This window comes from Providencia sp. LY12 (genome assembly GCF_057621555.1).
On record NZ_CM172594.1, the window covers coordinates 2,653,010 to 2,675,385 of the forward strand.

General features: G+C 43.9%; 15 protein-coding genes. 6 read left to right on the top strand and 9 right to left on the bottom strand.

The window, feature by feature from the left end:
- Positions 1 to 66: 66 nt before the first annotated feature.
- Both rcsC and gyrA read right to left on the bottom strand, forming a co-directional pair.
- On the bottom strand, positions 67 to 2,919 hold the full coding sequence (gene rcsC / locus ACY3ZI_RS12665) for a two-component system sensor histidine kinase RcsC (protein WP_487375288.1): 2,853 nt from the start codon (positions 2,917 to 2,919) through the stop codon (positions 67 to 69).
- A gap of 147 nt (positions 2,920 to 3,066) precedes the next feature.
- Positions 3,067 to 5,670: a DNA topoisomerase (ATP-hydrolyzing) subunit A gene (gene gyrA, locus ACY3ZI_RS12670; protein WP_154599425.1), complete on the bottom strand. Its 2,604-nt coding sequence runs from the start codon at positions 5,668 to 5,670 to the stop codon at positions 3,067 to 3,069.
- Positions 5,671 to 5,999: 329 nt separating this feature from the next.
- On the opposite strand from gyrA, the gene ubiG reads away from it, so the two are divergent.
- The 4 genes from ubiG to yfaE all read left to right on the top strand — a co-directional run bounded on the left by ubiG (position 6,000) and on the right by yfaE (position 10,763).
- Positions 6,000 to 6,722, top strand: a complete 723-nt coding sequence (gene ubiG / locus ACY3ZI_RS12675; protein WP_211886036.1) for a bifunctional 2-polyprenyl-6-hydroxyphenol methylase/3-demethylubiquinol 3-O-methyltransferase UbiG — start codon at positions 6,000 to 6,002, stop codon at positions 6,720 to 6,722.
- 335 nt (positions 6,723 to 7,057) lie between these two features.
- Positions 7,058 to 9,349, top strand: coding sequence for a class 1a ribonucleoside-diphosphate reductase subunit alpha (gene nrdA / locus ACY3ZI_RS12680; protein WP_487375289.1), 2,292 nt, complete (start codon positions 7,058 to 7,060; stop codon positions 9,347 to 9,349).
- 11 nt (positions 9,350 to 9,360) lie between these two features.
- Positions 9,361 to 10,497 carry a class Ia ribonucleoside-diphosphate reductase subunit beta gene (gene nrdB / locus ACY3ZI_RS12685; protein WP_036952796.1) on the top strand — a complete coding sequence of 379 codons (1,137 nt, stop codon included), beginning with the start codon at positions 9,361 to 9,363 and terminating at the stop codon, positions 10,495 to 10,497.
- A gap of 2 nt (positions 10,498 to 10,499) precedes the next feature.
- Positions 10,500 to 10,763, top strand: a complete 264-nt coding sequence (gene yfaE / locus ACY3ZI_RS12690; RefSeq protein WP_108478594.1) for a class I ribonucleotide reductase maintenance protein YfaE — start codon at positions 10,500 to 10,502, stop codon at positions 10,761 to 10,763.
- Between the two features lie 164 nt (positions 10,764 to 10,927).
- On the opposite strand, the gene ACY3ZI_RS12695 is transcribed toward yfaE, so the two are convergent.
- Complete coding sequence (locus ACY3ZI_RS12695; RefSeq protein ID WP_154602864.1) at positions 10,928 to 12,268, bottom strand: anaerobic C4-dicarboxylate transporter; 1,341 nt, start codon at positions 12,266 to 12,268, stop codon at positions 10,928 to 10,930.
- A 482-nt stretch (positions 12,269 to 12,750) separates the two neighbouring features.
- Here ACY3ZI_RS12695 and tyrP point away from each other — a divergent pair, with 482 nt between their 5' ends.
- On the top strand, positions 12,751 to 13,899 hold the full coding sequence (gene tyrP / locus ACY3ZI_RS12700; RefSeq protein WP_249215456.1) for a tyrosine transporter TyrP: 1,149 nt from the start codon (positions 12,751 to 12,753) through the stop codon (positions 13,897 to 13,899).
- A gap of 279 nt (positions 13,900 to 14,178) precedes the next feature.
- Here the strand turns inward: tyrP and ACY3ZI_RS12705 are convergent, their stop codons facing one another.
- Positions 14,179 to 14,721 carry a YfaZ family outer membrane protein gene (locus ACY3ZI_RS12705; protein WP_006661376.1) on the bottom strand — a complete coding sequence of 181 codons (543 nt, stop codon included), beginning with the start codon at positions 14,719 to 14,721 and terminating at the stop codon, positions 14,179 to 14,181.
- Between the two features lie 334 nt (positions 14,722 to 15,055).
- On the opposite strand from ACY3ZI_RS12705, the gene ACY3ZI_RS12710 reads away from it, so the two are divergent.
- Positions 15,056 to 16,495 (top strand): catalase, encoded by a 1,440-nt coding sequence (locus ACY3ZI_RS12710; protein WP_487375290.1) that lies wholly within the window; start codon positions 15,056 to 15,058, stop codon positions 16,493 to 16,495.
- 85 nt (positions 16,496 to 16,580) lie between these two features.
- Here the strand turns inward: ACY3ZI_RS12710 and menE are convergent, their stop codons facing one another.
- Genes menE through menD form a run of 5 tightly spaced genes read right to left on the bottom strand, consistent with a single transcriptional unit; the run spans position 16,581 to position 22,280 of the window.
- Positions 16,581 to 17,996, bottom strand: coding sequence for an o-succinylbenzoate--CoA ligase (gene menE / locus ACY3ZI_RS12715; RefSeq protein ID WP_487375291.1), 1,416 nt, complete (start codon positions 17,994 to 17,996; stop codon positions 16,581 to 16,583).
- Positions 17,984 to 18,955, bottom strand: a complete 972-nt coding sequence (gene menC / locus ACY3ZI_RS12720; RefSeq protein ID WP_154609455.1) for an o-succinylbenzoate synthase — start codon at positions 18,953 to 18,955, stop codon at positions 17,984 to 17,986. Before menC ends, menE begins: the two co-directional genes overlap by 13 nt.
- On the bottom strand, positions 18,955 to 19,812 hold the full coding sequence (gene menB / locus ACY3ZI_RS12725) for a 1,4-dihydroxy-2-naphthoyl-CoA synthase (RefSeq protein ID WP_036952775.1): 858 nt from the start codon (positions 19,810 to 19,812) through the stop codon (positions 18,955 to 18,957). Before menB ends, menC begins: the two co-directional genes overlap by 1 nt.
- Positions 19,813 to 19,824: 12 nt before the next feature.
- A complete protein-coding gene (menH, locus tag ACY3ZI_RS12730) occupies positions 19,825 to 20,607 on the bottom strand; it encodes a 2-succinyl-6-hydroxy-2,4-cyclohexadiene-1-carboxylate synthase (protein WP_487375292.1) in 783 nt (260 codons plus the stop codon).
- Positions 20,601 to 22,280, bottom strand: a complete 1,680-nt coding sequence (menD, locus tag ACY3ZI_RS12735; protein ID WP_487375293.1) for a 2-succinyl-5-enolpyruvyl-6-hydroxy-3-cyclohexene-1-carboxylic-acid synthase — start codon at positions 22,278 to 22,280, stop codon at positions 20,601 to 20,603. The genes menH and menD overlap by 7 nt, the downstream gene beginning before the upstream one ends.
- Between the last annotated feature and the right edge of the window lie 96 nt (positions 22,281 to 22,376).

The following is a 22,376-nucleotide window of genomic DNA, read 5'->3' on the forward strand; positions in this document are numbered from 1 at the left end:
ATAGAAGCCCGTTTAGGGCTTTTATTTTTTCTATTCAATATGTTAACTGTTTAATAAATAATTTATTCACTCATTAGGTTTAACATATTTCACCAACGACTCCCGTAGCACACTGATCGATGTAGGCTTCGAGAGACAATCATTCATACCCGCATCAAGACAACGCTGCTTCTCTTCTGCCATCGCATTTGCCGTTAATGCTACAATAGGCTGCCTAAAACCTTGTTCTCGCAACGTGCGCGCCAATTGATAACCGTCCATATTGGGCATATTCACATCAGAAAGAACAATGTCCGCATAATTATGCTCAAGGAATTTCAACGCATCTAATCCATCGACTGCCGTACTTGTCATAAAGCCAATGCTTGTCAGCTGCTCTGTCAATAGCATTCGGTTAATAGGATGGTCATCAACAATTAAGACTTTAAACGTATTCAAATCTGCATCGGCATCTTCAAGGTCATGGTTCTCTAAACTCTCTTTAGTACCTTGAACCAACTTAACAATGATTTTATCAATCAACATTGGCAGCTTATCGAGCTGATAAGTGTTATAGAGCCAATTACTTGGTTGAGTTTCAAATAATTCACCTGAATATAAACTACTGAGTTTCAGCAAGTTTCTATTCTGTAAGGCAACACTTTCTTGGGTATCCGTAATCAACAAGTCATACGTCTCATTGATATCAATGGATGAGCCCGTTACCACATTAAAATGATGGTGTTCGAGCAATCTTACAAGAAAATCAATTAAGAATGCATTTTGGCCCGTCACGGCGACACGGTAATTTTTTCGGTACTCAGGAATAACGGGTTCTAAATATTGCTGGTCATAGAGTGGAATGCGGATCGTAAACGTACTCCCCAGCCCCGCTTGAGAATCCACACCAATATCACCATCCATCAAGTTGATGAGTTTCTCACAAATAGCGAGCCCTAACCCTGTCCCTTTGTGTCCATTATTTTGATCGTATACTTGGAAGAATGGGTCAAATAATTGCATAACCACTGCTGGGGTCATTCCAATCCCCGAATCTTTGACTTCAATTTTTAAATAATTTTCATCTTTCCAAACATGCAGCATCACAAAACCAGAGTCTGTGAACTTTATGCTGTTATTCACAATATTGGAGATAACTTGTTGTAGGCGCACTGGGTCGCTAAGCATCATGTCTGGAATGTTCGGCTCAATATAAGAGTAAAGTGACACTTGTTTTTTAGTTGCTAAAGGGACGTAGTTAGCAAGAACATAAGCAAATACATTGCGGCAATTGAATAATTTATTTTCTATTTTTAATTGTTTGGATTCAATTTTGGAGAAATCCAAAATATCACTGATAATCTGCAACAATAGCGATGACGAATTATCCATTGTAGAAACTAATCGAAGCGCTTTATCTGATAAATCATACCGTTGCAATAACTCAATATTACCGATGATCCCATACAACGGTGTTCTTAATTCATGGCTCACCGTGGCTAAGAACATCGATTTCGCTTGGTTCGCCTGATCCGCTGCATCTGCGACATCCTGCAATGATTTTTCCATCTGCACACGAATACTAATGTCGATCAATACGCAGATAGCCACATCTTCATTTTGATAACGTGAATTCACAAAACTAATTTGTAGATGGGTGCCATTCGTTGCAACAACATCAATATAGTTGCTAGATTTTTGACGAATAATCGTCAAAATTCGCTGTTTATCATCTTCACTCAGTAAACGGAAATAGTTATGTGCGAGCTCATTACTCAGAATATTGCCGCCATCACTTAACCTTAGGATAATAATCCCTACAGGGGCTGATGCCACAATTTTATGGTTAAACTGTTCATGCTCCTCAAGACGAATCGCCGTATTGGCCGCGGGTTCTAACATTCGTCTTTCTAACAACCAAATTAAAAAGAAAATTAACGTACCAGACAAAATATTAATTAATATTGCGTAAATTATTGATGTTTTTAGGTTGCTGATTAAATACGATGTCTCAATTGAATAAATAACCGTTAGTTGCGAAGGTGCTAAACGCTTCTTAAAAAACAGCTGAGTATAATCAGAGTTAAAACCGAAATAATTTATCTCTCCAGATGTCAGCAATGGTGAATTTTTAATATTCGAATCTGATGAAGTGTAGAGAACAGGTTGATTTGATGAGTTAATTAATGTGATTTCAACGGCTGGATTATTACGTAAATTAAACTGATTTAAGTTGATCGCTCGCTCAATCCCAATAAAACCAACAATTAAGCTTTTCTCATAAATAGGGATCATCAAATAGAGTTGACCATTTGATGGTTGAGAACTGTGGGTGATGGTATATAAATTGCGCTCTTGACCCTGCTGTCTTAACTGTTTGTAGATCCGCGCATTGTCATAGACCACTTTTTTTAGCGTATCAATATCAGAAACTGCAGCACGAATTGAATAATCCATCATGCAATAACTGCCTGTTCCAAAGACAAATACGTGATTTAAGCCTTGGGGGACCGCAATGCTGTCTTTCCAGAAAATATTGAGTTGTTCAAAAGCAGAAAGATAATTCTGAGTTCGCTGCTTAAATACATCACAATCTGCCGATGGCATGAGTGGATATAGCGAGTATGACGTGGATGCGGGTAAAGTGATATCTTCTTGTTGAATACCCACTTTTTGTTGATGTTCTTCGTCTTTGAGTCGTTGCTGCTCCGTCATGGAATGAATAAGGCGAAGTGTAGCATTTGACTGCTGAATATAAACTTGCAGGTTTTCATAACCAGAATGGAATTGCTGGCGCAGATCAGATTTATGTTCATTGAACTGCATATAAAGGAAAAACAGAGTGATGAAAAGCCCCATTCCCCATAGCATAACGCCTAGGACACGAAAAAGATCTCTAGATAATCTGAGGGATGTTTTAAACGAGGGTAAATATCTCAATCCGTTACCTACAAGTACATTATCACTAATACTGAGTATACTCGATTAACTCGATGAAAAGCGACAACCAATAACTTCCATGTATATTGCTAGTGTAAAGATACAAAAACGGGCGGATAATCCGCCCGTTTCATTGATGAATGATACTTACTCTTCGGTATCTGCATCAGTTTGTGCTTCACCGTCAACATCAATACCTTCTTCATCGGTATTGTCATCGTCTTCAGTTTCAGCAACACGTTGTAAACCAACTACTTTTTCATCTTCAGCAGTACGGATCAACGTCACACCTTGAGTATTACGTCCAACGACGCTAACTTCAGAAACGCGGGTACGAACCAGAGTCCCAGCATCCGTAATCATCATAATTTGGTCGGTATCCTCAACTTGGATAGCGCCAACAACTTGACCATTACGCTCGCTCACTTTAATAGAGATAACCCCTTGAGTTGCACGAGATTTTGTTGGGTATTCTGCTTCTTCAGTACGCTTACCGAAGCCGTTTTCAGTCACGGTCAGAATATGGCCTTCACCACGAGGAATAATTAAAGAAACAACTTTATCGTCGTCCATTAATTTAATACCGCGAACACCTGTCGCTGTACGTCCCATCGCACGAACCGCATCTTCTGCAAAGCGCACCACTTTACCTTGCGCAGAGAACAGCATGACTTCATTGCTACCGTTGGTTAAATCAACACCAATCAGCTCATCGCCTTCGTTCAAGTTCACGGCAATAATACCGGCACTTCTTGGGCGACTGAAATCTTGCAGAGGGGTTTTCTTCACGGTACCGCTCGCGGTCGCCATAAAGACATAATAGCCCTCTTCGTATTCACGCACTGGTAAAATCGCGGTGATACGTTCATCTTGCTCAAGTGGCAGTAAGTTCACAATTGGACGTCCACGAGCACCACGGCTAGCTTCAGGCAATTGATATACTTTCATCCAATATAAGCGACCACGACTGGAGAAACACAAGATAGTATCGTGGGTATTCGCCACCAGCAGACGCTCAATAAAGTCTTCTTCTTTAATACGCGCTGCGGATTTACCTTTACCACCACGGCGTTGTGCTTCGTAGTCAGACAATGGCTGATACTTCACATAACCTTGGTGAGATAGCGTTACCACCACATCTTCTTGGTTGATCAAATCCTCAATATTGATATCTGCGGTATTTTCAGTGATCTCAGTACGACGCGGGTCGTTATAAGCATCACGAATCGCCTCTAACTCTTCACGAATAACTTCCATTAAACGCTCAGGGCTACGCAGAATAAACAGTAATTCTTCGATTTGTTTCAGAAGTTCACGGTACTCTTCCAGCAGTTTTTCATGCTCAAGACCGGTCAATTTCTGTAAACGCAGATCCAAAATTGCTTGTGCTTGCTGTTCAGTCAGGAAATATTGACCTTCATGAACACCATATTGTGGCTCTAACCACTCAGGACGTGCAGCATCATCACCCGCACGTTCCAGCATCGCAGCAACATTACCCAGAGCCCAAGAACGGGCAATCAGCCCAGCTTTTGCTTCAGCTGGTGTTGGTGCTTTACGGATCAATTCGATAATTGGGTCGATATTCGCCAGTGCCACCGCCAACGCTTCAAGGATGTGCGCACGGTCACGGGCTTTACGCAGTTCGAAAATAGTACGGCGTGTAACAACTTCACGACGATGGCGAACAAACGCGGCAATAATATCTTTCAGGTTCAAGATTTTTGGTTGACCCTGATGCAGTGCCACCATGTTGATACCGAAAGAAACTTGCAATTGCGTCAGTGAATACAGGTTATTTAGTACTACTTCGCCGACTGCATCGCGCTTAATTTCAATGACAATACGCATACCGTCTTTATCAGACTCATCACGCAGTGCACTGATACCTTCAACGCGTTTTTCTTTAACTAATTCCGCAATTTTTTCAATCAAGCGCGCTTTGTTCACTTGATACGGAATCTCGTTGACGATAATGGTTTCACGACCATTTTTCTCATCAACTTCGACCTCGGCACGTGCACGAATGTACACTTTACCGCGACCGGTACGATACGCATCGATAATACCACGACGACCATTGATAATAGCGGCAGTCGGGAAGTCAGGGCCTGGGATGTGTTCCATCAAGCCTTCGATACTAATATCTTCGTCTTCTATATACGCTAAGCAACCATTAATCACTTCCCCTAAGTTGTGCGGAGGAATGTTAGTGGCCATCCCGACAGCAATCCCTGAAGAACCATTGACCAAAAGGTTAGGTATCTTCGTTGGCATCACTTCTGGGATTTGCTCTGTACCATCATAGTTAGGAACAAAGTCTACGGTTTCTTTTTCTAAATCAGCCAGCATTTCATGGGCAATTTTCGCCATACGGATTTCCGTATAACGCATTGCAGCGGCGGAGTCTCCGTCAACTGAACCAAAGTTCCCCTGACCATCTACCAGCATGTAGCGCATAGAGAAAGGCTGCGCGAGACGAACGATGGTCTCATAAACGGCGCTGTCTCCATGTGGATGGTATTTACCGATGACGTCCCCAACGATACGGGCAGACTTTTTATAGGGTTTATTCCAATCATTTCCCAGTACATTCATCGCAAATAACACTCGGCGGTGTACTGGCTTCAGCCCATCTCGAACATCTGGAAGTGCACGGCCGACGATAACGGACATTGCATAATCCAAATAGGAACTTTTCAGTTCTTCTTCGATATTGACTGGGGTGATTTCTCTGGCAATCTCGCTCATGGAACCACTGTCCCTCATAACTTCAGATTCAAAGAGTAAACTATACCACAACTCCCTTATTTAATTAAGAGATAAGAGAAGTGAGTATTTGTCTTTCAAGCTATGTATAATAGCGGAAAAATGCGCTTATGTGTCCGAATCTTGTAGATTTTCAAGCAATAGTCTCTCAAGGATTTTCATATTTGGCTCATAATCCCAATAAATTAACTCACGGGCGACTATCGTCCCATTACGAATTCCAACCTGTTTTTGCATTTTGCAAAATAAATATAGTCCAATAGGTAAAAATAAGTAATGCGAGGATAGAAATAGATATAGGAGTTCCTCAGATGAATGATACCCAAAACCAAACGTACCTAAACGTCGACAAACAAGAAATTGAAAAGTTTGAATCGATAGCGTCACGTTGGTGGGATCTTGAAGGCGAGTTTGCCCCATTACACCGCATTAATCCGCTGCGTTTAGGCTACATCATGCAACGTGTAGACGGCATTTTTGGTAAAAAAATTCTCGACGTTGGCTGCGGTGGCGGTATTTTATCTGAAAGCATGGCGCGCGAAGGTGCGGATGTCACAGGTTTAGATATGGGCGCAGATCCGTTAATGGTCGCTCGTCTACACTCTCTGGAATCGGGTATTCCTGTGGAATACGTCCAAGAAACCGTCGAACAGCATGCTGATAAACACCCTCAGAGCTACGATATCGTCACTTGCATGGAAATGCTTGAGCACGTTCCAGACCCAGAGTCTGTGGTAAGAGCCTGCGCGAAGTTAGTTAAACCTGGCGGACATGTTATTTTTTCCACCATTAATCGCAACAAAAAAGCATGGCTAATGGCTGTCGTGGCAGCGGAATATGTGATGAAAATGGTTCCAAAAGGCACCCACGATGCTAATAAGTTTATCCGCCCATCCGAATTAATTAGCTGGGTCGATAAAACGCAATTAAAAGAACAACATATGATGGGACTGCATTATAATCCAATCACCGATAAATTTTGGTTAGGGCCTAACGTTGATGTGAACTATATGCTGCATACGATCAGCGAATAAATAGCAAGCGGTACGTTTAAGAAAACAGCAAACGGTCTCAACTTTACAAAATAATTTTTAGGTTAATGTCGGTAAGTCAATTTTTGGCAACTCCACTTCTCATGCTGCTTACCGACATGATCAATTTTTCTTATCCAGTTGTTATCCACAAAAACTATCAGATTTGTACACTTGATAAAATCGCACATTAACATTATCTTGTTATTAGATTCTTAACAAACTACTACATATAGTGGTCATCACAAATATAATATACAAGTCTCATGATTGTTCATCATGAGCTTTTTTACGTTTGGGAGACTCTATTTTGTAACTCAACCAAGGTGTACTTGCTCATGAACCAGAGTCTGTTAGTCACAAAACGTGATGGACATAAAGAACGCATTGACCTCGACAAAATCCATAAAGTTATTACATGGGCGGCGGAAGGTCTTAGTAACGTATCAGTTTCACAGGTGGAGTTACGTTCTCAGATTCAGTTTTATGATGGGATCAGAACTTCTGATATTCACGAAACGATGATTAAAGCCGCTGCTGACTTAATCACCGGTGAAACACCAGATTACCAATATCTTGCTGCACGTTTAGCGATTTTTAACCTGCGCAAAAAAGCCTATGGCCAGTTTGAGCCACCAAAATTATATGCCCACGTAAAACATCTGGTTGAGATGGGTAAATATGATAAGCATTTGCTGGAAGACTACACCGAAGCAGATTTCGAGCAAATGGATGGTTTTATTGACCATTGGCGTGATATGAATTTCTCCTACGCCGCTGTTAAACAGTTGGAAGGGAAATATTTAGTTCAAAACCGTGTCACCGGTGAAATCTACGAAAGCGCCCAGTTTTTATATATTCTGGTTGCTGCATGCTTGTTCTCTCATTATCCACAAGCAACCCGTTTAGATTACATCCGCCGCTTCTATGACGCGGTATCAACATTCAAAATTTCTTTACCTACGCCAATTATGGCGGGGGTACGTACACCTACACGTCAATTCAGCTCATGTGTTCTGATTGAGTGCGGTGACAGCCTTGATTCTATCAATGCAACCTCAAGTGCTATCGTGAAATATGTCTCTCAGCGTGCCGGTATCGGTATCAACGCGGGTCGCATCCGTGCACTGGGTAGCCCAATCCGTGGTGGCGAAGCATTCCACACTGGCTGTATCCCATTCTATAAGCATTTCCAAACTGCGGTAAAATCTTGCTCTCAAGGTGGCGTACGTGGTGGTGCAGCAACTCTGTTCTACCCTATCTGGCACTTAGAAGTAGAAAGTTTATTAGTGCTGAAAAACAACCGTGGTGTTGAAGGGAACCGTGTTCGCCATATGGACTACGGTGTACAGCTCAACAAATTAATGTACGAGCGCCTGATCAAAAACCAAGATATCACTCTATTCAGCCCGTCTGATGTTCCGGGCTTGTACGATGCATTCTTCGCGGATCAAGACGAGTTTGAACGCCTCTATGTGCAATATGAACAAGATGAGAAAATCCGTAAATCCAGCGTAAAAGCGGTTGAATTATTCTCATTGATGATGCAAGAACGCGCATCTACGGGTCGTATCTATATTCAAAACGTTGACCACTGCAACACCCACAGCCCATTTGACCCACAGGTTGCCCCTGTTCGTCAATCCAACCTGTGTCTGGAAATTGCACTGCCAACTAAACCATTAAATAACGTCAATGACGAAAATGGTGAAATTGCCCTGTGTACGCTGTCAGCGTTTAACTTAGGTGCCATTGAAAGCCTCGATGAGTTAGAAGAGTTAGCTATCTTAGCGGTTCGTGCATTAGACGCACTGTTAGACTACCAAGATTACCCAATCCCTGCGGCGAAGAAAGGCTCCATGGGTCGTCGTACTCTGGGTATTGGTGTGATTAACTACGCTTACTACTTAGCGAAGCACGGTGTTCGTTACTCCGATAGTAGCGCCAATAACCTGACGCACAAAACATTCGAAGCGATTCAATATTACTTACTGAAAGCCTCAAATGAATTAGCGAAAGAGCAAGGTGCTTGCCCGTGGTTCAATGAAACCACTTATGCGCAAGGCGTGTTACCTATCGATACTTACAAACGTGAGCTCGATAAATTAACTGACGAACCACTGCATTATGATTGGGAAGCGCTGCGCCAAGAGATCAAACAGTATGGTCTGCGTAACTCAACGTTGTCTGCATTAATGCCATCAGAGACCTCGTCTCAGATTTCTAACGCGACCAACGGTATCGAACCACCACGCGGTTATATCAGCATTAAAGCCTCAAAAGACGGTATCCTGCGCCAAGTGGTGCCAGATTACGAAAATCTGAAAGGGGCTTACGAGCTATTATGGCAAATGCCTTCCAATAGCGGCTATTTGCAGTTAGTTGGGATCATGCAGAAGTTTATCGACCAGTCGATTTCTTCTAACACAAACTATGACCCAACCCGTTTCCCGAATGGCAAAGTGCCAATGAATCAGCTGTTAAAAGATTTATTGTTAGCCTACAAGTTTGGTGTGAAAACACTTTACTACCACAACACCCGCGACGGTGCTGAAGATGTTCAGGGGGATCTGGAAGAGGTTGTTGAAACCGCAGATTCTGATTGTGAAGGCGGAGCTTGTAAAATTTAATAGGGATGGTTATGTCACATTCATACACGATTTTTTCTCAGAAAAAAAATAACCAGCTGCTGGAGCCGATGTTTTTCGGCCAGCCTGTGAACGTTGCCCGTTTTGATCAGCAAAAATATCCTATTTTTGAAAAACTGATTGAAAAGCAACTCTCATTCTTCTGGCGTCCAGAAGAAGTTGACGTGGCGCGCGACCGTATTGACTACAATGCGCTGCCAGATCATGAGAAACACATTTTTATCAGTAACCTGAAATACCAAACGCTGCTCGACTCTATTCAGGGTCGCAGCCCTAACGTGGCATTTCTGCCACTGATTTCAATCCCAGAATTAGAAACTTGGGTTGAGACTTGGTCATTCTCAGAAACAATTCACTCACGTTCATACACGCATATTATTCGTAATATCGTGAATGACCCGGCGATTATCTTCGACGATATCGTTGAGAATGAAGAAATTCTGAAGCGTGCAAAAGATATTTCTGAGTACTACGACACGCTGATCGAAATGACCAACTATTACCATATGTTTGGTGAAGGGACGCATACGCTGGGTGGTAAACAAGTCACTGTTTCACTGCGAGCACTGAAAAAGCAGCTTTATTTATGCTTAATGAGCGTTAACGCCCTTGAAGCAATTCGTTTCTACGTCAGCTTCGCGTGCTCTTTCGCCTTTGCTGAGCGCGAATTAATGGAAGGTAACGCAAAAATCATCAAGCTGATTGCTCGCGATGAAGCGCTGCACTTAACGGGAACTCAGCATATGCTGAACCTGTTACGCTCAGGTCAAGACGATCCTGAAATGGCAGAGATTGCCGCTGAGTGTGAAGATGAATGCTATCGCCTGTTTGTGGATGCGGCAGAACAAGAAAAAGAGTGGGCTGAGTATCTGTTCAGCGAAGGCTCGATGATTGGTCTGAACAAAGATATTCTGTGCCAATATGTGGAATATATCACCAACATTCGTATGCAAGCAGTTGGTCTGAAATTACCATTTGAAGCGCGTTCTAACCCTATTCCATGGATCAACGCATGGTTAGTATCTGACAACGTTCAAGTGGCGCCACAAGAAGTCGAAGTCAGCTCTTATTTAGTCGGTCAGATTGACGCTGAAGTTAACACCGATGATTTGAGTGATTTCGAACTGTAATTATGGCAAGTCATAAAATCACCCTGCGTCTTACGCAGGGTGTTCAAGTCCCCTACCACACGGATGTTCACACCAGTTTATTGGATGCTCTTGAAGATAGCCGAGTGCCTGTCGAGTACCAATGTCGAGAAGGCTACTGTGGCTCATGCCGCGTAACATTATTAAAGGGAAAGGTTGGATACAAACGTAAACCACTCGCTTTTGTTCAAGAGGGTGAAATTCTGCCCTGCTGTTGTCACCCGCTATCCGATATTGAAATCGAGTAGCCGCGCTAGTAATACTGCATATCTAACAATAAAAAGCGATTGCTTTGATGACTCGAGCAATCGCTTTTTTCTTATAAACTTTTTGCTTATAAAATCATACCTAAAATAATGCGAGTTACCGGTAAGCAGCTAACCCCCTACAATTTGAAGTATGAAGGGTATTTTTATAGATAACCGTACATCGCAGCAAATACCCAGCCAAACACACAGGATACACCCACTCCAATTAGACCAGGCAAGATAAAGCTGTGGTTGATAACAAACTTACCAATACGTGTAGTACCAGAACGGTCAAACTGAATAGCCGCAAGGTCACTTGGATAAGTTGGCAGGATATAGTAACCGTAACACGCTGGTGCAGAAGCAATAATATATGCAGGGTCAACACCAATACCCAATGCGATTGGTACCACCGCCGCTAATGCCGCCGCCTGTGAGTTCACAAATTTAGATACTAACAGTAAAACAACCGCATACGCCCAAGGGAAATCTTTGACTAATGAACCTAAAGTGCCTTTGATTTCATCCATATGGGCACCGAACATGGTTTCTGCCATCCACGCGATACCATATACCGCCACGATAGCAATCATCCCTGAACGGAATACTTCGTTTTTAGAAATCTGTCCTGGATTGGTTTTACAAATGATAATGATCAGCGCACCCGCTAATAACATGAACATCTGGATCACTAATACCATCGATAACGGCTTACCGTTAATTAATGGTCTGAGCTCAGAAAATGCGCCCAGCAATGCCACCACAACGATAGATGCTAAAAAAATCCACATTGCTACCCAGTTAATTTTAGGCAGCTTTTTATCCAGTAGCGTAACCGTCTCACCATAAACATAGTCATGGTTTTCAGGCACAGAGATAAACTCTTGGAATACCGGGTCTTTATCCAGATCTTTACCGCGGAACCAGCTAAAGATACCTATCGCTAAGATACCGATTAAGGTTGATGGGATAGTGATTGCCAGTAAATCTAAAAATTCTAATGATTTACCGTTGATGGACACGCCATTTAACATCGCGACTAAAGAAACAACTGCCACGGAAACAGGGCTGGCAATAATCCCCATTTGCGCCCCGATACTACTCGCCGCCATTGGTCTTTCAGGACGAATATTATTCTTGATCGCTGCATCGTAAATGATTGGCAAAATGGTATACACCACATGCCCGGTACCACACAAAATGGTTAAAATACAGGTAACAAAAGGTGCAACAATAGAAATGTATTTTGGATTTTTACGCAGTAAACGTTCTGCGATTTGTAGCATAACGTCCAAACCGCCTGATGCTTGTAAGGTTGCTGATGCTGCAACAACAGCAATGATAACAAGCATAACGTCTACAGGCGGTTTTCCTGGAGGTAAACCAAAGCCAAAGACAAGTATAACTAGGCCAACACCACCTAGCAGCCCGAGCGCCATACCCCCCTTCCTTGCTCCGTAGAACAAGCAGACAAGAATAATGGCAAGTTGAATCATAAAGTCCATAGGTCCATCCTTTATTTATAGGTTTCCCTTATTATCCAGATGGTCTTAACGTATTAATTTGATTTATATTAATTTAAAAAACAATATTGTTTTATTTTCATTCCTAATATTTTGGTCCCATCACAAAATTCCCCTTTAGTTGCTGCCATAATACTCAGTTAAATAATATAATGAGTAAAATCAATCTTATAAACCCCATTTTTTAACATCAAACCCCATCAAGCTTCACTTCTTATTTTCATTCTTAACAAAAAATTACCCTTAGCGAGCAAGTTGTTATTCACCCATACATTAATAGAATTTTTGACTTATTTAGACTGTTAATATTTATTTACACTCACTGTAATTCAGATTTGACAGAGTAATCGCAATCGCATAATCTGCTTAAATTATTAATAACCCGAATTCAATCAGAGGAATTTGTGAAGAATCGTACCCTTGGCAGTATTTTGATCGTGGCAGGAACAACAATTGGCGCAGGAATGCTAGCAATGCCGCTAGCGGCAGCAGGTGTTGGCTTCACTGGAATAGTATGTTTGTTAATTGGTTTATGGATGCTAATGAGTTATACCTCATTACTACTAGTCGAGGTATATCAACATAATCCTGCCAATATGGGGCTCGGTAGTGTTGCGAAAAAGTACCTCGGTCCTGTCGGTCAAATTGTCACTGGTTTGAGTATGTTATTACTGATGTATGCTCTGACAACTGCCTATATTGGCGGGGCTGGAGTGCTTATCTCTGATAGCCTATCTTCTTGGTGGGGGATTACGGTTTCGACTCAAACAGCCATTATTATGTTCACCATTGTTGGCGGGGCTGTGGTCTGTGTGGGTACACACTCTGTTGATTTTATTAACCGTATTCTTTTCACCGCTAAGACGATTTTCTTAGTGATTATGCTTGCCGTTATGATGCCTCATGCCGAGGCGGTTAACCTAAGCACAATGCCGCTGGAAAAAGGCCTTATACTCGCTGCTGTTCCCGTGATTTTTACCTCTTTTGGGTTCCATGGAAGCGTACCAAGTTTAGTCAATTATATGAATGGTGATGTACGCAAGCTGCGTATCATTTTCATTACAGGGAGTGCAATTCCTCTGGTTGCCTACATTCTGTGGCAGATAGCGACATTAGGCTCTATCCCATCCAATACATTTATGGGGATCCTTGCCCAGTCTTCAGGTTTAAATGGATTATTAACCGCAATCCGTGATGTGGTTGCCACCCCTCGTGTGAATATGGCAGTTGCCCTGTTTATGGATTTAGCGTTAGCGACTTCCTTCTTAGGTGTGGCTTTAGGTTTGTTTGATTACCTTGCAGACTTATTTAAGCGTAGTAATGATTTTATTGGTCGTGCACAAACCACGCTGCTGACCTTCGTACCCCCGTTACTCGCAGCGTTGTTCTTCAGTAGTTTTGTTCAAGCATTAACTTACGCCGCTGTCGCATTATCAGTCCTAGCATTAATCATACCGGCACTGTTAACCATGCGCGTACGCAAGTTAGAAGCGAATGGCATTTACCGCGTCAAAGGCGGCACACCAATCCTCACTTTAGTTCTGCTGTGCGGTATCGCAGTCATCGCCATCCAATTCGCCATCGTGGCCGGCTTCCTACCAAACGTAGGTTAATCCCAAGAGTTTCATTCATAAAAAAACACCCCAAATTGGGGTGTTTTTTTGAAAAATCCAGTTCCGCCATTTTTCAAAATAGTTCATGTTGTAGCTAGGCGGCAAACGCGCTAATCCCTAGGAGCATACACAAGTATGTGACTAGGGTTAGCAAGAGCAGCCAACAACGCTACAGCGTGAAATATGAAGAAAAATCTATCCCAGGGAGCATACATAAGTATGCGACCAGGGTTGGCAAGAGCAGCCAACAACGCCACAAATCAAAATATGACGAGAATATTAGAAGGACAGGCCGGCGCCCACATACCAACCATCTGCAAGTTTCTCATTACGATCATCATGCGCGCCTTTCATCTCAATCAGACGATAACCCGCATCAACCGACAACGGTTTAAACACGGTATAGCGCGCACCTGCTTTCGCTTCCATGTAGGATTTGCTGCCTGAAGTCAGTGATTCTGGTGCGCCATACGCTTCACCGTAGAAACTTAATGATGGCAGTGCTTGCCAACTTAAGCCGCCGCCTAATGCTGCCGCTGCACCGTTAGAACCATCTTCAGGAGATAAATACAATGCTTTACCACCTACATAGGCATTAAATGGTCCTAATGGCAGACCGAAAGTTGCGCCTAAGCTACCTAACTCGCCATTATGATCGCTACGAGCCCAAGAGCCATTAAATGCTAAACCGGAACCTTGAGTTCCTAAACCAGCACTTAATTCTGTAAAATGTTCACCCGCGCTGAAATCAGCAGAAATTGCTTGGGCAGCACCCATATAAAATGCAGAGGTCGCTGCAACAGCTAAAAGAACTTTGCGCATTATCATTTCCTTTATTATTAAAAATTAAAGTATCGTGACGATGTTACGTGATTTAGTGCACGTACTCAGTCTTTTTTGCTTAAATTTACGTTAGAACACCGTTTAACGCACAATAAGTGAAATTCATCAGTGGTTTACTTCAATCAATTCTTCATTTTCTGACTAAACTTCTTACTATGATTACAGTGATTGGTCAGAGCGATTAGATAATTAATTCTTTGCTTATTATACTGTTCATCAAGTTTATTATAGAGATGAAGTGATATTCTACAAATATTCATCCAGTTAGTTACTTTTGTGTAGTCTATAAATCTAATAGCTTGGGAGTATTGTGATGAAAAAAAGAGGTTTAACTACCGCTTCAGGCGCACCTGTTGTGGATAACAATAACGTGATGACTGCGGGTAAACGTGGCCCGATGCTGTTGCAAGATGTTTGGTTTTTGGAAAAGCTCGCCCACTTCGATCGTGAAGTGATCCCAGAGCGCCGTATGCACGCTAAAGGTTCAGGGGCATTCGGTACTTTCACTGTCACCCATGACATTACCCGCTATACCCGTGCTAAATTATTCAGTGAAATTGGCAAGAAAACCGATTTATTTGTCCGCTTCTCCACCGTAGCCGGTGAACGTGGTGCAGCTGATGCCGAGCGCGATATCCGTGGTTTCGCCATGAAGTTTTATACCGAAGAAGGCAACTGGGATATGGTGGGTAACAACACCCCTGTATTCTATCTGCGTGACCCACTGAAATTCCCTGACTTAAACCACGTTGTTAAACGCTGCCCTTACACCAATATGCGTAGCGCTGCCTATAAATGGGATTTCTTCTCCCACTTACCTGAAGCGCTTCATCAATTAACCATTGATGTCAGCGACCGCGGCTTACCGAAAAGTTATCGCTTTATGCACGGTTTTGGTAGCCATACCTATAGTTTTATCAATGCGAATAACGAACGTTTTTGGGTGAAATTCCACTTCCGTAGCCAGCAAGGTATCGAAAACCTTATGGACGACGAAGCAGAAGCGCTGATTGGTAAAGATCGTGAAAGCTCTCAACGTGACCTGTTCGATGCTATCCAACGTAAAGAATATCCTCGCTGGAACTTACAGATTCAGATCATGCCAGAAAAAGAGGCGTCAACCGTCCCTTATAACCCATTTGATCTAACCAAAGTGTGGCCACACAAAGATTATCCATTGATTGATGTAGGCTATTTTGAACTGAACCGCAACCCAGATAACTATTTCTCGGATGTGGAGCAAGCGGCATTTAGCCCAGCGAATATCGTTCCGGGCATTGGATTCTCTCCAGACAAAATGCTGCAAGGTCGCTTATTCTCTTACGGGGATACTCAGCGTTACCGTTTAGGTATTAACCACTATCAAATTCCGGTGAACGCCCCACGCTGCCCATTCCATAATTATCATCGTGATGGTGCAATGCGCATTGATGGTAATAGCAGCAATACCGTAACCTATGAGCCAAACAGCGCAGGTATGTTCCAAGAACAACCGGACTACAGCGAACCGCCATTATCTATCGAAGGTGCGGCGGATCACTGGAATCACCGTGAAGATGAAGATTACTTCAGCCAACCTCGGGCACTGTATGAATTGCTGGACGATGCAGAACATCAACGTATGTTCCAACGTTTAGCGAGTGAGTTGATTGAAGCGTCAGAAGAGACGCAAAAACGTCAAATCGAGTTGTTCAAGAAAGTGCACCCAGAATACGGCGCGGGTGTTGAAAAAGCGTTAAATGCGCTGAAATAAACAAGTATTTCCTGTTATGACCAAGCGCTAGAACTCTCTAGCGCTTTTTATCTATTCCTTAATTCATTCCGCGTTTAGTTCATCACTATCTTTGTGTTAACACCCATCGCTTCACCTGCTGGCGAGAGACTTTAATTCCCCCCGCTTTCAATTCAGGTTCTAGACGATAAAACGCCATTGGGAATTGATACGGGGCTAATTTATCTTTTAGCCAATCCGCCAGCATGTTCAAAACCATTGATTCATCCGCGTCAATCACTGCCACCGGGCGCTGCCCAAATTGCACATCATCAACAGGAACAACAAAGCTTTGGTGCACATCAGGGTAAGCATTGATCACCGCTTCAATATCTTCAGGCTGCACACACTCCCCGCCGCTAATGAACAGATTATCCAAACGACCTAAAACCTGATATTCACCCTCAATAAAGGCGCCTTTGTCATTGGTTTTAAACCAGCCATCCACTAAATTTAAAGGATGTAATTGCCCGTCAAACCAATACCCTAAGGATTGGCTATCCGACTGAATTTGAATTTCATCATCCACCAGCCGTACTTGTTTACCCGTTAACGGAAGCCCCACGCCTTTCTTACCATCGGCACGTTTGGCGCACACGGTTGATGCCATTTCTGTCATCCCATAACCGCTCCAACATACAATACCGCGCTGCTCGGCTAGCTCCGTTAAACTGGTTGGGATCATGGCGCCACCCAACAAGACTTCTTTTAACGAAAGAGTTAATGGCATCTCGTCATTCAGTAACCGCCATAGTTGGGTCGGCACTAATGAGGCATGGGTGACACCCTGTAATGCTTCGGGCAATGGTGTAGAACGAATGGCGAGTTTTGCGCCGCTCAGTAACCAACGCCATACAATCCCTTGCCCTGAAACGTGAAATAATGGCAATGAAAGTAGCCAGCAATCCTCTTGCTGATAATTCATGGCATTCAGTACGCCAGCCGCACTGTTCAAATGCGCCGAAATACTGTGTACAGCCGCTTTAGGTAACCCTGTTGAACCTGAAGTTAAAATTAACGTTGCAGGTTGCTCAGCGATTTTCTGAAAACTCACCGAAGGGAAATCATCATATTCAATAAAATGATAATAAAGCTGGTGATCCAAATGGCGATAATCCGCTAACGCATTCTGCTCATCGGTAAAATCAATTACTGCACCAATATCAAGATGCGGCAGTAATTCATTTAATAACCGCTCAGGAAGGCGAGGATTGAGAAGCAAGACTTTCGCCCCACAAGCTAACAATGCCAATTGACTGAGTAGCAGTTCAACGGAGTTTTTACCGCGCAAAGCGACACATTGCCCTTCTTGCACGCCTTGCATCGCAAAGTAAGTGACTAAATCGGCAATCTGCTGATTTAACGCCGCCCACGTTACCGATTCGGTATCCGTAAAAAGTGCAATGTTATTTGGTTGAAGACTGGCCCAATGCTGCCAAGGCCAGTCGGTAAAGCGGCTAGACGATGATGCTAACTCTGCCATACAACTGTCAGCTCATCTAACTGTTGAACAGGAATTTGGCATTGTGGCCAAGGTCTCACCAATTGAGATTGGATCAGTGAAACCGTATCTAAACCTGGAATGGTATTCGGCGTTAGCCAATTTGCGACCCGCGCTAATTGGGTTAAACCAAAGCTGCTTTCGATGGATGAGCTGATCACAGCCTGCATCCCTAACTGATGAGCTTGCTCCACCAAACTGCGGCAATAACTCAAGCTGCCCGTTAAGGTCGGTTTAATGATAATCGCCGCCACTCCCGGTTGCGCTTCTACTTTGAAGTCATCTTCGCGCACACTTTCATCCCATGCGATGGCGATACCAGTATCCGCAGAAAATTGCAAAGACTCCTCACGGGTTTTGCATGGCTCTTCAAGGAACGCAATTCGTGCACGGTAATCTGGATTCACATATTTAGCGAAACCATCTGCTTTTGCTCGAGTCCAGCTGCGGTTAGCATCTAAGCGCAGTTTTAGCTCAGGCACCGCTTCCAATAATAAGTTTGCCACCATGCCATCACGCACAGCTTCATAAAGCCCCACTTTCACTTTGGCGACTTTTTCCCCTTCCATGGCATCGAGGCTTAGGATTAGATCATCAGGGTCACCGCTGCATAATGGCGCTTTACGATAATTAGCTTGTTGTGGAAGTTCACCGGTCAGCTCTGCTAATGCACAGCTACAGCCAAAGGCAACTGAAGGTAAATGGCTTGGCGTCATTGTGCCTTCATTCACCCATTCATTTAGCCATGCGATGGTGTCTGCTGTTGCTTCTTCCAGGGTTTCACGGCTAAATTCCGGCAGAGGTGAAATTTCCCCCCAGCCTTCGCTATCCCCATCTTGTAAACAAACCAAAAGCCCATCACGGGTTTTTAGTCGTTGATAGCGAAGGATAACGCCTGCCTCCATCGGCAGGCTGAACGAGTAAAGTTTGGCTTTTCTCATTATGGATTACGCTTATATTTAGAAAAATCTGGCGCACGTTTTTCGTTGAATGCGTTACGCCCTTCTTGACCTTCATCGGTCATATAGAACAGCATCGTTGCGTTACCCGCTAATTCTTGCAGGCCCGCTTGACCATCACAGTCAGCGTTCAGTGCCGCTTTCAAGCAACGTAATGCCATTGGGCTGTTTTCCAGCATTTCACGGCACCAGCGCACCGTTTCTTTTTCTAGGTCAGCATAAGGGACAACGGTATTGACCAGACCCATGTCTAACGCTTCTTGCGCATTGTACTGACGGCACAGGAACCAAATTTCGCGAGCTTTCTTTTGACCGACGATACGAGCCATGTACGATGCGCCCCAACCGCCATCAAACGAACCAACTTTAGGACCCGTTTGACCGAAAATCGCGTTATCGGCTGCGATGGTTAAGTCACACATCATATGTAAAACGTGACCGCCACCGATGGAGAAACCGGCAACCATTGCAACAACAGGTTTTGGACAGGTGCGAATTTGACGTTGGAAATCCAATACGTTCAGATGGTGTGTACCGCTTTCATCGCGATACCCGCCGTAGTCGCCACGAATTTTCTGGTCACCACCCGCACAGAACGCTTTTTCGCCTTCACCCGTTAGGATGATAGTCCCGATATGGTCGTCATAACGCGCGTCTGACAATGCTTGGATCATCTCTTTCACGGTTTGCGGACGGAATGCATTGCGCACTTCAGGGCGGTTAATGGTAATTTTAGCAATCCCTTCTGGGGATTTGTGATATCGAATATCGTCAAAACCCGCCGAGCAATCTTGCCACTCAATCGGTGCGTACAGTTTTTCTTCGCTTGGATAAATCATTATCAAGTTCCTTTAACCACAGTGTGATAAAAAATAGTGAAGTGCAGCTGCATAATGTTGGGGATTTTCCCGATGCGCATTATGCCCTGCATTATCAATTAGCGTAAACGGCAATGCATATTGTTGCGAAACGCCTCGAAATTTTTGGTCTTTCTCACCGCAAAAATAGCAGTAAGGGACAGATAATTGCTTTAATGACTCAGCTAAAAATGGTTGTTTGGATAGCGACGTATTTTCTAGCATATCGGCAACGGCCAATGGGTTATTTTGACCTCGGAGTGCTACCAATTTTTCACGCTGAACCGATGTAAGGTCGGCAAAAACCGCTTGTTGATACCAGTCATTCAAAACCTGTTCGATTGGCTGATGTCGAAAACGTTCTGCCCAGCGATGGTCATTATCGGCTCGTGCAATACGTTCTTGTTCACTCTGTAAACCAACGTTGCCCCCTTCAATCACCAACCCTTGTAGCCCTTGATGAGTGCTAAAGCAGGCAAAGTGCATCGCTAAGCGGGCGCCGAGCGAATAGCCAATCAACACATATTGCGAAACAGAGTAACGCGCCAACAACTGAGTCAGTTGCGTATCAAAATCAACAAAACCTTGGCAGCCGATATTGCGTGAATCACCATGCCCTGGCAAATCCACCACTAAGCGCGGATAATTGGGGCAAGCCTCAACAATCGATGACCAATCATCGTGGCTCCCTAATAAACCATGAAGGAAAACTAGCCACGGGGTTTTTTCGCCGTAGGCAGGTTGTTCCTGGCTCGGATAATAGTGCGCCGCTAGCACGGTAAACTTTCCACGTCTTGCAGTAATTGTTTTAGTGTTCGAGCACCTTCATCCCCATCAACCACTAACTCAATCAGCAGTGTACCGCGTTGCTTGAGCCAGAATTCTTGCACTGTCTCTTTTAAGCTCGACCAATCTGTTGGCGCGCAGTATTGCAGACCAAACATCATCGCCGCACCTTCAAAGCTTACATTTTGTGGCATGCAATAATAGTTTTGGCGAGCTTCTGGGGAGGTTGGCAGCATCGAGAAAATTTGTCCGCCATTATTGTTCACAATAATCAATACGCTAGGAGCAGAAGGTTCACGCAGCAATGCCAAGCTGTTCAAGTCATACAATGCGGAGATATCCCCGACGATACCCAGAGTCGGCTTCGCCGTTGCTCTTTGTACCCCCGCCATCGTCGAGATCAAACCATCAATCCCACTGGCGCCACGGTTACTAAATACAGGGTAACCCGCTGGCAATTGTGCGAGTGCATCAATTAAACGCACAATTAAACTATTCCCCACGAAAAGTTGTCCGCAAGGAGGGAGAAGCTCTGGTAATTGATGTGCCACTGCCGCTTCAGAAAATTGGTTTTGTAGCTGGGCTTGAACATGTTGCAACGTGCGGCTTGTCAGATCCGTTAAGCCTTTACACCATGCACCGCGAGGTTGAGCGGGATGTTGCTCTATCCACCCTTTTACGCTGCAAGTGAGCTTACGACCCTGATGATTGGCGGGATCTAAGCGCCCTGGAATAGTATCAATGATCCAATACTCTTGAGGATGACATTGGCTTTGCCACTGTAATGCGCGTTTTCCTGTTAAGCTGGAGCCAAACTGAACCACTAATTCTGCTTCATCTAACCAGGCTTTAGCATTCGGGTGTTGTAACCATAAATCAGCACATGGATAAGGTTGCCCAGTCTGAGAAAGTACATCACCGATAACTGGCCAGCCCAGTTCTGCCGCCCATTTTGCAACAAGCTCGCCATCACTGCTGCTCATACGCCCTGCGATCACGACCCCTTTTTTCTGACGCCAGAAATACCAGTCAGCCACTAATGCGACAGTATGGGTCGGAGGTTCGCTTAGCCACGGGTGAGATGATTGCCACCAATTACCTAAACTGGCTTGCCACTCGGTTTCCCCTTCAGTTTCACCATACAGAGGTTCAGCAAAAGGACAGTTCACATGGAATGCCCCATGACGCAGCTGATTCATCCCGTTATCTAGCGCAGAAACCAGCCACTTCGCTGAAATATCGCGCGTGGGTCTTGGTAGCATTAAACTTTCGAACGGATGGCTAGCAAAAATATGGGTTTGGCGGATAGCCTGATTGGCACCGCAGTCAATTAATTCTGGCGGTCTGTCTGCCGTGAGGAAAATGACTTTTTCCCCCGTTAATCCAGCTTCTATCAGTGAGGGATAAAGGTTAGCGACTGCCGTCCCTGAGGTGACAATCACGCCAACAGGTTCTCCACTCGCTTTCGCAAGCCCAAGAGCAAGATGACCTAATCCGCGCTCATCAAAGTGCGTATGGCAATGAAGTTTTGCATTATTCACAGCGGCTAACGTTAACGGCGTGGAGCGAGAGCCGGGAGCTATGCAGATATTTTTCATTCCGTGACGGGCTAGCGCCTCAATAATTACCTCAGCCCAACGGAGATTAAATGCTGAATTCGACATAATGTGCTCGGTAACTTATTCATGATGCTGAGTGTAATAGGATTGAGAAAAATTTCTTGATCTCAAAACAATTTTTCATGAACTAATTGAAAATAA

Bases quoted from the DNA above. Each gene is read 5' to 3' on its own strand.
- ACY3ZI_RS12710 (WP_487375290.1), top strand. From the start codon at position 15,056: ATGAAAAAAAGAGGTTTAACTACCGCTTCAGGCGCACCTGTTGTGGAT.
- menD (WP_487375293.1), bottom strand. From the start codon at position 22,280: ATGTCGAATTCAGCATTTAATCTCCGTTGGGCTGAGGTAATTATTGAG.
- menB (WP_036952775.1), bottom strand. From the start codon at position 19,812: ATGATTTATCCAAGCGAAGAAAAACTGTACGCACCGATTGAGTGGCAA.
- ACY3ZI_RS12705 (WP_006661376.1), bottom strand. From the start codon at position 14,721: ATGCGCAAAGTTCTTTTAGCTGTTGCAGCGACCTCTGCATTTTATATG.
- yfaE (WP_108478594.1), top strand. From the start codon at position 10,500: ATGGCAAGTCATAAAATCACCCTGCGTCTTACGCAGGGTGTTCAAGTC.
- ubiG (WP_211886036.1), top strand. From the start codon at position 6,000: ATGAATGATACCCAAAACCAAACGTACCTAAACGTCGACAAACAAGAA.
- tyrP (WP_249215456.1), top strand. From the start codon at position 12,751: ATGCTAGCAATGCCGCTAGCGGCAGCAGGTGTTGGCTTCACTGGAATA.
- gyrA (WP_154599425.1), bottom strand. From the start codon at position 5,670: ATGAGCGAGATTGCCAGAGAAATCACCCCAGTCAATATCGAAGAAGAA.
- nrdB (WP_036952796.1), top strand. From the start codon at position 9,361: ATGTCACATTCATACACGATTTTTTCTCAGAAAAAAAATAACCAGCTG.
- nrdA (WP_487375289.1), top strand. From the start codon at position 7,058: ATGAACCAGAGTCTGTTAGTCACAAAACGTGATGGACATAAAGAACGC.
- ACY3ZI_RS12695 (WP_154602864.1), bottom strand. From the start codon at position 12,268: ATGGACTTTATGATTCAACTTGCCATTATTCTTGTCTGCTTGTTCTAC.
- menC (WP_154609455.1), bottom strand. From the start codon at position 18,955: ATGAGAAAAGCCAAACTTTACTCGTTCAGCCTGCCGATGGAGGCAGGC.
- menE (WP_487375291.1), bottom strand. From the start codon at position 17,996: ATGGCAGAGTTAGCATCATCGTCTAGCCGCTTTACCGACTGGCCTTGG.